General features: G+C 55.8%; 13 protein-coding genes and 1 pseudogene. 7 read left to right on the forward strand and 7 right to left on the reverse strand.

What is annotated here, in order from left to right; all coding sequences use genetic code 11:
* Window positions 1-15: 15 nt before the first annotated feature.
* From gpt to ubiE, 5 genes are all read right to left on the reverse strand, one after another.
* Window positions 16-495 carry a xanthine phosphoribosyltransferase gene (gene gpt / locus B2R48_RS04035; protein WP_296998092.1) on the reverse strand — a complete coding sequence of 160 codons (480 nt, stop codon included), beginning with the start codon at window positions 493-495 and terminating at the stop codon, window positions 16-18.
* Between the two features lie 148 nt (window positions 496-643).
* Complete coding sequence (locus B2R48_RS04040) at window positions 644-2,197, reverse strand: tetratricopeptide repeat protein (RefSeq protein WP_296998094.1); 1,554 nt, start codon at window positions 2,195-2,197, stop codon at window positions 644-646.
* A 240-nt stretch (window positions 2,198-2,437) separates the two neighbouring features.
* On the reverse strand, window positions 2,438-2,878 hold the full coding sequence (locus B2R48_RS04045) for a GNAT family N-acetyltransferase (protein ID WP_296998096.1): 441 nt from the start codon (window positions 2,876-2,878) through the stop codon (window positions 2,438-2,440).
* Window positions 2,879-2,905: 27 nt separating this feature from the next.
* The gene (gene ubiB / locus B2R48_RS04050) at window positions 2,906-4,468 is read right to left on the reverse strand and encodes a 2-polyprenylphenol 6-hydroxylase (protein ID WP_296998098.1); all 1,563 of its coding nucleotides are present in this window, start codon (window positions 4,466-4,468) and stop codon (window positions 2,906-2,908) included.
* Window positions 4,469-4,481: 13 nt separating this feature from the next.
* Window positions 4,482-5,255, reverse strand: a complete 774-nt coding sequence (gene ubiE / locus B2R48_RS04055) for a bifunctional demethylmenaquinone methyltransferase/2-methoxy-6-polyprenyl-1,4-benzoquinol methylase UbiE (protein ID WP_296998101.1) — start codon at window positions 5,253-5,255, stop codon at window positions 4,482-4,484.
* Window positions 5,256-5,411: 156 nt separating this feature from the next.
* Between ubiE and B2R48_RS04060 the strand changes: the two genes are divergently transcribed.
* The 3 genes from B2R48_RS04060 to B2R48_RS04070 all read left to right on the forward strand — a co-directional run bounded on the left by B2R48_RS04060 (window position 5,412) and on the right by B2R48_RS04070 (window position 9,637).
* Window positions 5,412-6,056 (forward strand): phosphoribosylanthranilate isomerase, encoded by a 645-nt coding sequence (locus tag B2R48_RS04060; protein ID WP_062953678.1) that lies wholly within the window; start codon window positions 5,412-5,414, stop codon window positions 6,054-6,056.
* 95 nt (window positions 6,057-6,151) lie between these two features.
* The gene (locus tag B2R48_RS04065) at window positions 6,152-7,144 is read left to right on the forward strand and encodes an ion transporter (RefSeq protein ID WP_296998107.1); all 993 of its coding nucleotides are present in this window, start codon (window positions 6,152-6,154) and stop codon (window positions 7,142-7,144) included.
* Between the two features lie 228 nt (window positions 7,145-7,372).
* Window positions 7,373-9,637: an anthranilate synthase component I gene (locus B2R48_RS04070; RefSeq protein WP_296998110.1), complete on the forward strand. Its 2,265-nt coding sequence runs from the start codon at window positions 7,373-7,375 to the stop codon at window positions 9,635-9,637.
* Between the two features lie 138 nt (window positions 9,638-9,775).
* Here B2R48_RS04070 and B2R48_RS04075 read toward each other — a convergent pair whose 3' ends face one another.
* On the reverse strand, window positions 9,776-10,525 hold the full coding sequence (locus B2R48_RS04075) for an SDR family oxidoreductase (protein WP_296998113.1): 750 nt from the start codon (window positions 10,523-10,525) through the stop codon (window positions 9,776-9,778).
* A gap of 100 nt (window positions 10,526-10,625) precedes the next feature.
* On the opposite strand from B2R48_RS04075, the gene B2R48_RS04080 reads away from it, so the two are divergent.
* Complete coding sequence (locus B2R48_RS04080) at window positions 10,626-11,552, forward strand: AraC family transcriptional regulator (RefSeq protein ID WP_296998118.1); 927 nt, start codon at window positions 10,626-10,628, stop codon at window positions 11,550-11,552.
* A 10-nt stretch (window positions 11,553-11,562) separates the two neighbouring features.
* On the opposite strand, the gene B2R48_RS04085 is transcribed toward B2R48_RS04080, so the two are convergent.
* Window positions 11,563-12,180 carry an RNA methyltransferase gene (locus B2R48_RS04085; protein WP_062953674.1) on the reverse strand — a complete coding sequence of 206 codons (618 nt, stop codon included), beginning with the start codon at window positions 12,178-12,180 and terminating at the stop codon, window positions 11,563-11,565.
* Window positions 12,181-12,419: 239 nt separating this feature from the next.
* Between B2R48_RS04085 and B2R48_RS04090 the strand changes: the two genes are divergently transcribed.
* From B2R48_RS04090 to B2R48_RS04100, 3 genes and pseudogenes are all read left to right on the forward strand, one after another.
* Window positions 12,420-12,617, forward strand: coding sequence for a CsbD family protein (locus tag B2R48_RS04090; RefSeq protein ID WP_296998122.1), 198 nt, complete (start codon window positions 12,420-12,422; stop codon window positions 12,615-12,617).
* A 69-nt stretch (window positions 12,618-12,686) separates the two neighbouring features.
* Window positions 12,687-12,941, forward strand: coding sequence for a DUF1289 domain-containing protein (locus tag B2R48_RS04095; RefSeq protein ID WP_296998125.1), 255 nt, complete (start codon window positions 12,687-12,689; stop codon window positions 12,939-12,941).
* An 85-nt stretch (window positions 12,942-13,026) separates the two neighbouring features.
* Window positions 13,027-13,260: pseudogene (locus B2R48_RS04100) on the forward strand (pyridoxamine 5'-phosphate oxidase family protein); the annotation flags it as partial.

A 13,260-nucleotide genomic window follows, 5' to 3' on the forward strand; every position in this document is an offset into this window, starting at 1 on the left:
GTTTCCCCAGGTCGATTAACGAACGCGTTCAGAGATCGGGGCGTTGACCGACAGTTCCATGTCCCAGGGGAAGTAAATCCAGGTATCCTGGGATACTTCGGTCACAAAGCTGTCAACGATTTCACGGCCAAGCGGCTTGGCGTAAACCGTTGCGAAATGTGCATGCGGCAGTTTTTCGCGCACAGCCTTGGCGGTTTTGCCGGTATCGACCAGATCATCGATGATCAGCATATCGGTGCCGTCACCTTCGATGTCTTTCAGCCATTCCAGATCACCACGCGTCTTGTCAGAGTAACTACGAACACAGACCGTATCAATCAGGCGAATATCAAGTTCGCGTGCAATGATGGCCGCGGGCACAAGACCACCTCGGGTGATTGCCACGATTCCCTTGTACGGGCCTTGTTCCAAAAGTCGCCATGCCAGTGCACGGGCGTCGCGATGCATCTGTTCCCAGGAAACCGGGAAACCTTTGTTATAAGCAGCTTCGCTCACAAGAATTCTCCTGCGCCAGATCAGTTCGCCAAATGAATGTGCCCGGACATCACCACAAGGCACCTTCATCCAGACCCGCATTCCACAAAATCAAGCCGCTTAACTACGCCGAGTTGGACAGGAAGGCAAGTATTCGCTGGCACATTGGTTACTGTGAATTCATCCGTGCCTGCAGCAAGGTCGAAAAATCCCTGCCCAGTTTCTCGACGGGCGCGGACCAGTCACCGGGCTTTTCCTGTCGGTAGATGCGCATGGTCGGGTACCAGGGGCTGTCGGACCGATCAACCATCCACCGCCAGTCAGTTGTATAAAGCTGCAGCATCCAGACCGGAATGCCAAGCGCGCCAGCAAGATGGGCGGGTGAACTGTCAATCGTGATCACCAGATCCATTTCGCGCATCAGTGCAGCACTATCGCCGAAATCATGAATATGATCGCCAAGATCGGTGACAAATGCATGCAGGCCAAGTCGGTCGATATCGGCCCGGCGTTCATCAATCTGGAAGCTGTAGAACGCCGCACCCTTGGCAGACAACATCGGCAAGAATGTCTCAAGCGGGCAGGATCGATCGCGCGGGTTAAGTTTGCCTGCCCAAATCAGCCCGACCTTCAGCGCCGTCCCCGGTGGCGGTGCCAGTCGGGCCCGCTTGCCTTGCGGCGGCGCAAGGTAACTATCGGTCGAAATTTTCTGAAGGTCCTTTTCACCGATGCCCATCACATGCGGCAGACTCAGAAGTGGCACATGAACATCAAATTCCGGAACGGCACGGCCCTTCTCAACCACCGTATCAACGCCGGCCACGGTCTTCATGATCGGGACCAGTTCCTTGCGGCATTCAAGGATGACATGACCCGCCTTCTTGGCCACCAATGGCACAAAGCGGGCAAACTGGATCATGTCGCCAAAGCCCTGCTCGGCGCGCAGCAAAATACGCTTGCCGCGCAGGTCCGTCTTGCCATCCCACTCCGGCGCAGAATCAAGCGGGCGGATCGGATTATCAGCAAGCTTGCGACGGGTTTCATATCCTGCCCAGCCTTCGGCATAGTTGCCCAGGGCCAGATGGGCCAATGACCGGTCCCAGTTTGCATCGACATAATCCGGGTCGATTTCCAGGGCGCGCTCAAAATACTCCAGCGCCGCCTCAAAGCGGTTCATATCACGATAGACAAGCCCGGCATTAAACGTGTGCGACTTGACGGTGTCATCAAGCTCAAGTGCCTTCTTGTGGGCAACAAGCGCCTCTTCAAAACGCATCATTTCGCGCAGGCAATTGCCCATATTCGACCACAACCCGGCATTTCCCGGCCGAATGTCCGCGGCCCTGCGATATGCAATCAGGGCTGCATCGAACTTCTTGCTTCGACGCAGTGCGACACCAAGGTTGTTCCACACATCTGGCTGATTGGGGTTCTGACGAAGGGCGGTACTGTAAAGTCGAATGGCATCATCAATCTGGCCCGCCTGATGGGCGGCAAGGCCACGCTGGAACAGATCACTGATCACCTGACGGCGCTGCACGGCAACGTCTTCACTTTGCTGTGCAGCTGCGCTGGCGGTTGATGCCTCGACCTCATCTGAATTGGTCGTCACCGCACTGGCAGCAGTGACCGCGTCGTCCTGACTGGCTGTTTTGCTTTTCGCCGAAGATTTCGGTGTCTTCTTTGCCGACCGTTTCTTGCGTGTTGTTGCCGCTTTCGCCATGCGCGCTCCCCTGTGCTTCTGCCCGGATCAGGCAAAAGCCATCGCCCCGTAAAGGCATTTCAAAAGACGGACCACATCCCTCACCGGACGTTGCGGCACGGCGCAGCCCTATTAGCAAAAACCTAATTTAGCAAAAAAGCCTTACCAATAAGTGGATTTATTCATGTGGTTTATCGAAATGAAATATTAACCACGCCAAGCAGTTATTCTTGGCTGCAAGCGGGTCTTTGGGGTACGGCCCTAACGCAATGGATCGCGTTTTTGCGCGTCCATATCAAGGCGCATCATCATCATGTCGTCGAGATCAGCATAACCATGCAATCGATAAAGCGCCTGCATATCTGCTGTTGCCAAAAGCCAGCGTTTCACACGCTGCAATTCCCGATGGGCATGCAAGGCATCAAGCATCTTTGCCGCAATCCCCATGCGCCGGTATTCAGGATCCACAAAGACATCCGCAACATAGGCGATGGCGATCTGATCACTGACCACACGCGCAAAACCAACCTGACGCCCATTGCAATAAGCCCCAACGGGAAAGGACATTTCCACAGACCGGTCAAATTCACCGCGTGTCCGCCCACCAGACCAATAGGACGCGGCGATAAAATCATAGCAGTAATCAAGATCAAGCCGCGCCCGATCCATACTGATTTCAATGGTTTTATCGCCATCTGCCATCATGGGGCTCCCATCCGGGCGCGTTGCTTATTTCAGGTAAACAGCAACAGCCAGTGCCGCAATCGCCACCCACAGAACCAATGTCTGGCGTGAAACACCAACAGATTTGCGCTGACCATTGCCTGATTTACCGCGCATCGCCGCAACCGTATCAGGATGGAGACGAAGCCCCTGTTCGGTGAAGACGGCGGATGCCTGCTCGGCGGCTTCAAGCACACGGGGCAGACGGCGCAGCATCGTTCCCGCCTGGAGGGTCGCTTCCTTGACCTTGGCTTCCGGACCAAGGTTTTCGCGCATCCAGTCTTCAATCAACGGACGCGAAAGCTCCCACATGTTCTCATTCGGGCTCAGAATGCGTGAAAGTCCCTCGGCGACGATCATGGTTTTCTGCAACATCAGAAGCTGTGGCTGGGTTTCCATACCGAACTGTTCGGTAATCTGGAAAAGCTGCCCCAACAAGCGCCCGACCGAAATATCGGCCAGTTCCTTGCCCAGGATCGGCTCGCCAATCGAACGACAAGCTTGCTGAAAATGTTCAAGCGACTGATTGCGCGGCACGTAACCCGCTTCGAAATGAACCTCGGCCACGCGGTGATAATCGCGGGTCAAAAAGCCCAGAAGCATCTCGGCCAGATACAGGCGCGTCTGTTTGTCCACCCGGCCCATAATGCCGAAATCAACCAGGCTGACCCGACCGTTTTCATCAACAAACAGGTTGCCCGGATGCATGTCCGCATGGAAAAACCCGTCACGGAAGACCTGCTGGAAAAATGCCCCGGCCGCCTTGGCAAGCAAGTCGGACCGATCAATGCCCATGCGGTCAAGCGCCTCGACATTATCAATCCGCACACCCTTGACCCGTTCCATGGTCATCACGTGTTCGGCGGTACGTTCCCAGTCAATCTGGGGAATGTAATAGGACGGATCATCTTCGAAATTATCACAGAATTCCGATGCCGCTGCCGCCTCAAACCGCAAATCCATTTCAAGATGCACACTGTCTTCAAGCGCCTTGACCGTTTCAATCGGTTTCAGGCGTCGCAGGCGCGGTTGGGTCAGCTCGACAATTTCCGCCACCCAGTAAAACAGGTCCATATCACGGGCAAAGCGCACCTTGATATCCGGGCGCAGGACCTTGACGGCGACTTCCCGTCCGTCGGTCGTGGTCGCGAAATGCACCTGTGCGATGGATGCTGCGGCAACCGGCTGTTCATCAAATTCGGCAAACAGCACGTCAAACGGCTCATCAAGCTGTTCGGTGATGATGCGCTTGGCAATCTTCGCCGAAAATGGTGGCAGTCGATCCTGAAGGGATGACAGATCTGCCGCCACATCATCCCCGATCAAATCGGACCGGGTCGCAAGGGTCTGGCCAAGCTTGATAAAGGCCGGGCCGAGTTCCTCAAGCGCGCGGGCCAGTCGTTTGCCCGGCGGCAGGTCGGACCGGCGCGAAAACGGTGCTGTCAGGCGGGCCAGAAAAGCCACAAGCTTGCCGCCCGGCACAAGAGCCAGCGGGAACAGCGCATCATAACGCGCCAAAGTACGCGCCATGGCAAGCAGGCGGAAACTGTTACGAACAAAACGGATCATGCGTCAAACGCCCTCAAATCCGCCAACCGGAATGTATGGCGGCAATTCCGCCAGACAGGTTGCGATATTTCACCCGCTCAAACCCGGCAGCGCGGATCATGGATGCAAAAGTTTCCTGATCCGGAAACTTGCGAATGCTCTCCGCCAGATACTGATAGGCCTCGCGATTGCCCGCAATAAACCGGCCGATTTCCGGCAAAAGCTTGAACGAATAGGTATCGTAAAGCTTGTCAAAGCCCGGCACGATGACCTTGGAAAACTCAAGGCACTGGAATTTCCCGCCCGGACGCAGCACGCGGAACGCTTCCGAAAGCGCTTCATCAATACGGGTCACATTACGAATGCCAAAGGCAATGGTATAGGCATCAACCGACTGATCGGGCAGCGGCAATTTCTGCGCATCACCGACGGTCCAGTTGATGTTTTTAAGAAGTCCGTGATCAACCGCGCGGTCGCGCCCGACATGGAGCATCTCATAGTTGATGTCACACACCGTGACAGAACCGCCGCCATTTTTCAGAAAACGAAACGCAATATCCCCGGTGCCTCCGGCAACGTCGAGAAGCTTCATTCCCGGACGCGGCTTGAGCTCGTTGATGAAGCTGTCCTTCCACAAGCGATGCACCCCACCGCTCATCAGGTCATTCATCAAATCATACTTGGACGCGACAGTGTCGAACACCTCGCGCACCATGGATGCCTTCTGGCTTTCGGGAACATCACGAAAACCAAAGTGGGTTGTGTTTTCGCCGGTTTCGCCCGCGGCAGGGTCTGTGTTCTTACTCATGGGCGGGAAAATAGCGCAGCAATGATTATCCTGCCAGTGGAAAGCCACGCCAATACGCAAATATCCTGTTGGATCGTGGTCATTTCTGGTAAGGCAATCAGACGCACCAAGCGTTTGCCAAGAAGATTAGAGTGAAGACAAGGACAGGATAGCCCGATGAGCTGCATGGTCAAAATCTGTGGAATTAACAGCGAAGATGCCGCGATTGCCGCCATGAGTGCCGGGGCAGATGCCCTTGGATATGTCTTCTTCCCGCCAAGCCCGCGCCATATATCGCTTAAAGGGGCCAAGACGCTCACCGAACGCGTCCCCAACAGCATTTACAAGGTCGGCCTGTTCGTTGAAGCCGGTGACGAGGCGCTTGAAAACGCAATCACGGCCGGCAACCTTGATGTCATTCAGCTTCATGGCAAGGAAAGCCCCGAACGCGTGGCCGAGGTCAAGGAACGCTTTGGCCTTAAGGTCATGAAAGCCATTTCGGTCAGCACGGCCGATGACATCGAAAACGCCAAGAAGACCTATGACGGTGTTGCCGATTTTCTGTTGTTTGACGCCAAGCCCCCCAAGGACAGCGTCCTTCCGGGCGGCAATGCGGTTTCGTTCGACTGGACGCTTCTGACCGGGCAGAATTTCCAAAGCAACTGGATGCTGGCCGGTGGCCTTGATCCCAGCAATGTCGCCGAAGCCGTCAAGATTTCCGGCGCACCATGGGTGGACGTGTCATCGGGCGTGGAACGCACCAAGGGCGTCAAGGACCCGCGCAAGATCTCCGCCTTTATCCAGGCGGCAAAGGGTTACTGAACATCCTGATCAGGTGGTTTAACCTTTTCTGAAATGATTGGCGCAAAACTTGGCGGGCAAAAGTGCAACCACTGCCCGGACAAAGTACGCGCGCCATGAAACCGACCCTTCGATCAAGAACCCAGAAACTTCTGCATGGTGTGGACCGGGAATCACGGTTTTCGCTTGTTGTGCATCTGGTTTTGGCCAGTGCGATCATCATCAATGTCGTTTCAGTCATCTTTGATTCGGTCCACGCCTTTGCCGAGCGCTATTTCATTCTGTTTGCCACAATCGAGATCGTCTGCACCCTGATTTTCGCACTCGAATATGGCTTGCGTGTCTGGTCCGCCCCGGACAATCCGCGCTTTAGTGGCCGCTTTGCGCGTCTGCGCTATATGCTGACCCCGATGGCACTGATTGATCTTCTGGCAATCCTGCCGATCTTCCTGTGGTTCTTTACCAGCATTGATTTGCGCTTTATCCGCATCGTCCGGTTGCTGCGTCTTTTGAAGTTCACCCGCTATTCAACCGGGCTGGAGCTGATGATGCTGGTGTTTCGCCAGCAAATGGGCATCTTCGGTGCCGCCAGTGCCGCCCTTGCCTGCATGCTGGTCTTTAGTGCCGGGGCGATTTACCTCGCCGAACACCAGGCCCAGCCAGAGAAATTCGGCAATCTTCTTGATGCACTCTATTGGAGCGTCATCACCCTTGCCACGGTTGGCTATGGCGATGTTGTTCCCGTTACGCCATTTGGCAAGTTTCTGGCCAGCATCATCTCATTGACCGGTATCGGGATTGTTGCCGTGCCAGCCGGTATTCTGGCATCGGCCTTCAACGCCGAACTGCGCCGCCGCGAAAACGAATATCGCCACAAGGCCACTCGCCAGTTGCTGGGCAAACGCCTGACAGAGCGGGTCCGACACAAGCTGCGTTCCCATCAGGAAGAGCTTGGCATCAGCGAAGAACAGGCCCAATCAATTATCGAGGACATCCGCGATGTGCATCACAATGAAAGCGACGAAATCCTGACCTGTCCGCATTGCCATCAGCCACTGCATCTTGAGCTGCACGACGCCGAAACACCCCCACCGACGCAAAAGTCTTGACGCCCGGTTTTTTTGGGCACATGGTTGAGCCATGAAAACACACGGCATGAACCTGACCTGCATTGCAAATCATTGGTGGTGGCTCGCTTAAGCGGGCGGCCAAAATCATGCCCTGAACATACCGGCCGCCTCATTCTTGCAGGCGGCTTTGTGTTTTCAGACTTCTTCTTCCCTGTCTAAAGATCACATAGCTCCTGCGGCGAAAGGCCCACACAGGAGTAAAAAGACGTGACGACCCCGACAAGCCAAACCGGCATTTCCGCTGACAGCAGCGAATATCGCTATACCACCGATGGCGGTGTTTCGGTCATTCGCCGCATGACCGAAATGCCATACGAAAACGCAACCGAGGGCCTGATTGATGCCCTTGATGGCACCAAGGGTGTGTTGCTGTCTTCAAGCTATGAATTTCCGGGGCGCTATTCACGCTGGGATATGGGCTTTGATGCCCCGCCGCTTGAAATTGTCGGGCGTGAACGCGGCTTTGCGGTTCATGCACTGAATGATCGCGGGCAGGTGTTGCTGGATACCATTTCAGCGGCACTTGAAAACCATCCCCACGTCGAAAGCCTGACCAACGGCGAAGACGGGCTTTATGGCGTGGTCAAAAAACCCGCCGCCTGGTTCCCCGAAGAAGAACGCAGCCAGCAACCCAGCCTGTTTTCGGTTGTTCGCGCACTGCGTGATCTGTTCGGACACAAGGGGGATGAACGGCTCGGGCTTTATGGGGCGTTTGGCTATGACATCGCGCTTCATTTCGAACAGATCAATCTGGCCCAGGACCGCCCGGCCGATCATAAGGACATCCACCTGTTCCTGCCCGATCAACTGGTAACAGTCGACCATGCCTCGCGCGTGGCGACCCGCTTTGATTATGAATTTATCGCACCCGATGGCCGCAGCACTGCGGGTCTTGAGCGCATTTCCCAACCCCACCCGCCATCACGCGGCAACAATGCCGCCATCGAAAACGATATGAAACAAGGCGAATATGCCGCCATTGTTGAAGATGCCAAGCACCGCTTTGCCCGTGGCGAATTGTTCGAAGTCGTGCCCAGCCGCGTTTTCCGCACCCCGTGCGATACCAGGCCATCGGAAATCTTCCGCCGCCTAAAACGTCGCAACCCCGCGCCCTACGGCTTCCTGATCAATCTCGGGGACGGTGAACATCTGATTGGCGCATCGCCCGAAATGTATGTCCGGGTCAAAGGACAGCGTATCGAAACCTGCCCGATTTCCGGCACCATCGCGCGTGGCCGCGACGCGATTGAGGATGCCGAAAACATCCGAACTCTTTTGAACTCCGCCAAGGAAGAATCGGAACTCACCATGTGCACCGATGTCGACCGCAACGACAAGGCGCGCGTCTGCAAACCGGGCAGCATCCGCATTCTGGGTCGGCGTCAGATCGAAATGTATTCGCGCCTGATCCACACGGTCGATCACGTCGAAGGCCGCCTGCGTGACGGGTTTGATGCGCTTGATGCCTTCCTGACCCATTGCTGGGCCGTGACCGTGACCGGTGCGCCCAAACGCGCTGCGATGAAACATATCGAGGCCGTCGAACGCAGTTCACGCGCATGGTATGGCGGGGCGATTGGTGCTGTTCTGTGCAATGGCGATCTGAATACCGGCCTGACGTTGCGCACCGTGCGCCTCAAACAGGGTGTCGCCGAAGTCCGCGCGGGCGCGACGCTTCTGTTTGATAGCGAACCGGACGCCGAAGAAGCCGAAACCGTGCTGAAGGCATCGGCGATGATCGATGCGGTCACCCGTGATGCCAAGGATGAGGTTACCCTTGATCCGACGGTATCTGGTGTAGGCAAACGCGTGCTGCTGATCGATCACGAAGACAGCTTTGTGCAGAACCTTGCCAGTTATATCCGCGCCACGGGGGCTGAAACCCTCACACTTCGTCCGGGTTTCCCCGATCAGGCGTTCGAGGATTTCAAACCTGATCTGGTGTTCCTGTCGCCCGGTCCGGGGCGCCCGGAAGACTATCACCTGCGTGATAGCATCGAACGCGCCCTTGCTGCCGGGTTGCCGGTGTTCGGGGTTTGCCTTGGATTACAGGGAATTGTCGAATTCTTTGGCGGATCACTGGGGCAACTTGTCACACCAATGCATGGCAAACCGTCAAAGGTGAAACTCGATACAACCGATCCGCTGTTTGATGGCCTGCCCGAAGACATAGTTGTCGGACGCTACCATTCCCTGTTTGCCAAGGCGGCTGAAATGCCAGCGGATATCGAAGTCACCGCGCGCAGTGACGATGGCGTCATCATGGGGATCCGCCACAAAAGCCTGCCGATCAGTGCCGTTCAGTTCCACCCTGAAAGCCTGCTCACCCTTCAGGGCGATGTCGGCATGCGCATGATCGCAAACCTTTTGCGCAACCCGCATGGCCAGCGCCCTGATGACGGGATCGAAGACCCCGAACAGGACGACACGACAAACAAGGAAGATACAGCGACCGATCACAAGGCCGCCTGACCATCATCAAACACCCTGATCTGCGTTGCGTGCCAAGCCCCCCCTGTAAAGGCACCGCAAACCCGCAGATCACACACAGCAACGGCCGCGCTCCTCCCTCGCGGCCGTTGCTTTTCTTTTTGGGGCTGCCGGACAATCTCAGCCAACGATTGCCTTGGTATCGGCACCTGCAAGTATCCGAATGGGACTGTCCGGGTCGGATGCCGCCTGCCAGACAGCATCCACTACGTCTTCGACTGTGGTCATCAAACCGTCTGATGATTGCTCAAGCTTGGTAAAAACCTTGGTGACATGATCCTGATATGCTTCGGGGAAACCACCGGCATCTTTGATGCGCAGTTTAGCCGTGGTCCCGAACGGTGTTTCTGGCGCATGCCCCGGGACGACCAACCGCGCCCGAATGCCAAACGGCGCCAGCTCAAGCGCCAGTGTTTCGGTGAAATGGTTTACCGCCGCCTTGCTCGCGCCATAGACCGACAGCAGATCCATCGGCGCCAAGGCTGTTGACGACGACACATTGATAACCACGCCCGATCCTTGCGCGCGAAATTGCGCCAGCACCTCGCGGGTCATTGCCATTGTCCCAAATGTGTTGGTTTCAAAAATCGTGCGGATGACGTCATCTGACGTCCCTTCCAACGCATTCAGCCACCCAATCCCGGCATTATTGACCAGCACATCAATCTGTCCGGCCGCTGCGACCGCACGTCCGATGCTGTCCTCGTCAGTCACATCAAGGGGTAAAACAAGAAGGTTCTCAGACGCCGGGAAAAGGTCGGCGCGCGGGGTGCGCATGGTTGCAATCACCCGCCAGCCACGGTCCAGAAAGGCGCACGCAATCGCATGGCCGAACCCTGAAGAACATCCGGTGATCATTACGCTATTCATATCGGTGCCTCATTTTCGTAAGTGGAATGGGCACATCCTAGACGTCAGAAACTGTACGTACTATAATAATAAGTCCATTTATGTTTAGTGAGAGTACAGATTGCCCGATCCCCTTGCCGAAATGATCGCACTGCTTCAACCAAGTGCCCGCCATTCGAAGCAGGTCGATGCGTCCGGTGCGTGGCGCGTCCAACGCAGCGAAGTTGGCAACGCCTTTTACTGCATGGTCCTTGCCGGAAGCTGTTTTCTCGATGTCGACGGGCATGACCCGATTGATCTTGGGGACGGGGATTTTGTGCTTGTTCCGGCAGCCTACGATTTTGCAATGTCGAGCAACAATCCACCCGCCCCCGTCGGCCTGGAGACCGAGCCGGTTGTTCAAGCAGACGCAACTGTTCGGCTGGGACAAACCGATTGCGCACCAGACGTCCGGCTCCTGATCGGTTACTGCCAGTTTGGTGCACCGGATGCTGAATTACTAGTTTCCTTGTTGCCGGACTTTTTTGTCGTGCGCAAAGAACGACGCCTTGAAAACATTGCCAAACTGGTGCGCGAAGAAGCACTGGCTGCACGCCCGGCACGCGATGTTGTTCTTGATCATCTGCTACAGGTATTGCTGATTGAAACTTTGCGTTCCGCCGGTGAAACCAGTGACAGCAAAGGGCTGGTAAAAGGGCTTTCAGACCCGAAAATCGCCCGCGCCCTGCGCCAAATCCACGCAGCACCACAAACCGTCTGGACGGTTGCTGATCTTGCGCGGGCAGCAGGAATGTCGCGTTCCGCCTTCTTTACAAAATTCAATCGCAAGCTGGGTCTGGCACCCATGGAATATATTTTGAACTGGCGGATATCACTTGCCAAATCCATGCTGCGACAGCGCGAATACAACCTTGCGGAAATTGCCGAAAAAGTCGGGTATGGATCAACCAGCGCGTTTAGCGTGGCCTTTTCGCGCAAGGTGGGGCAACCGCCTGCCCGCTATGCCCACCAACAGCTCGAACAGGCCAACCACCTGCCAAACTCCTGATAGATGCGCTCTAGGCGTCGTCGTCATCAAGCGAACCGTCAATCACCGAGTAATCCGGCGGCGGGGCCTGGCGGAACTTTTCCGGATCACCCTTGCGCTTTTCACGGGTCCGAGAAATCCAGCCGCCATACTGTCCTTCGGGCTTTGGTTCGGTCGGGCCACCAGCGCGCACCGGGCGCGGCGCAAACCGGCCGAGATTGATCAGGCGGTCATACATCACGATATTGGCGGCAATCGCCACATTGACACAGAAGCTCATCGGGATCTTGATGATGAAATCGCATTTTTCCTGCATTTCATCAGACAGGTTTCCGCGTTCCGGGCCAAGAATATAGGCGGCCTGCGACGGATGCTTGAAGCTTGGCAGCTCAATCGCATCGGGGGTCAGTTCAATGCCAACCAAGCGGCACCCCGATGGCAGCAACATGTTGTCGTGATCCGGGAAATGGTAATAGGGCATCTGTTCGCCCGACTTTGACGTGTCGGTAATGTTGGAGCGTTCCTGTCGAAACGCTGCATCCACCGTAAACGCAAAGCTTGCGCCAAAGGCGTGGGCGGAACGAAACAGGGTGCCCACATTCAAAGGCTTGCTTGCCCCTTCAATTCCAATCCCGAAATAGCCGCGCATATCTTCCTCCGTACCGCACAACACAGCCCGCCGATACGGGCCGGTGCGAAAACAACTCCATGAACAGAAACTGTAGGGGCTATACCCCCACAGGCCCCATAAGGCAAGCACACCACTGGCAATGCTGTGTCCCGCCGGACCAAACAAGCTGGAACAAGAATGCGGCTGTTTCGTTGAATCATACAAAGGGCACAACATCCCTTGATCGAGCAAACCTCAAACCAAAGCAGGAGACGATCATGAATTGGGACCAAATCGAAGGACGTTGGAAACAGCTTACCGGTGACATTAAAAAACAATGGGGTCGCCTGACCGACGATGACGTCGATGCCATTGATGGCCAGCAAGACAAACTGGTCGGCCGGATTCAGGAAGCTTATGGCATTGAACGCGAAGAAGCTGACCGTCAGGTCCGCGACTGGTTCAATCGCCTCTAACCGACAAGGTTTAGACCATAAACCGTTATAAACGATTTTGTTTCGCGCGCAGCACGATCCCCCACTTGATTGCTGCGCACGAAACTGCTTTTTATGGCGCTGAATTCCTGTTTTTCCGGTTATAGGCCCATCATCATGCCCGTCAAATCGCCTTGCATTGGCACCTGTGTGCTCGACCCGAAAGCGGGCCATTGTATGGGGTGTTATCGCACCGGTGATGAAATCGGCGCCTGGATGAGTATGAGCGACGGAGCCAAAAAGCGCGTTATCGCCAGCGCGCAGAAGCGCAAGGCCAACAGTCCCGCCAAGTCCAGTCAAGACTGATCCCCTGCCGGTGCTTCTTCTTTCAACCACTTGCCCGACCTGATTGCGGCAATTAGTTTGCCATAAGACAAAGAAGGAACCGGGCATGTCAGAAAGCACAGCTTCTGCAACTTCACTGCGTCATTTGATGCGCGCAGCAAACCACGCGACCCTGGCGACAATTGCAATTGGCCACAAGCAGGTCGAAGACGGCTGGCCCGTCACCTCTATGGTGGTTCCGGCCATTTACATCGACGGCACCCCGCTGTTGCTGATTTCCGAACTGGCCGATCACACCCGTCACATTCTGGCCGACGACCGGGTTCCCCTTTTGTTTACC

It is taken from the genome of Thalassospira sp. UBA848 (genome assembly GCF_002295455.1).
Lineage (GTDB): Bacteria > Pseudomonadota > Alphaproteobacteria > Rhodospirillales > Thalassospiraceae > Thalassospira.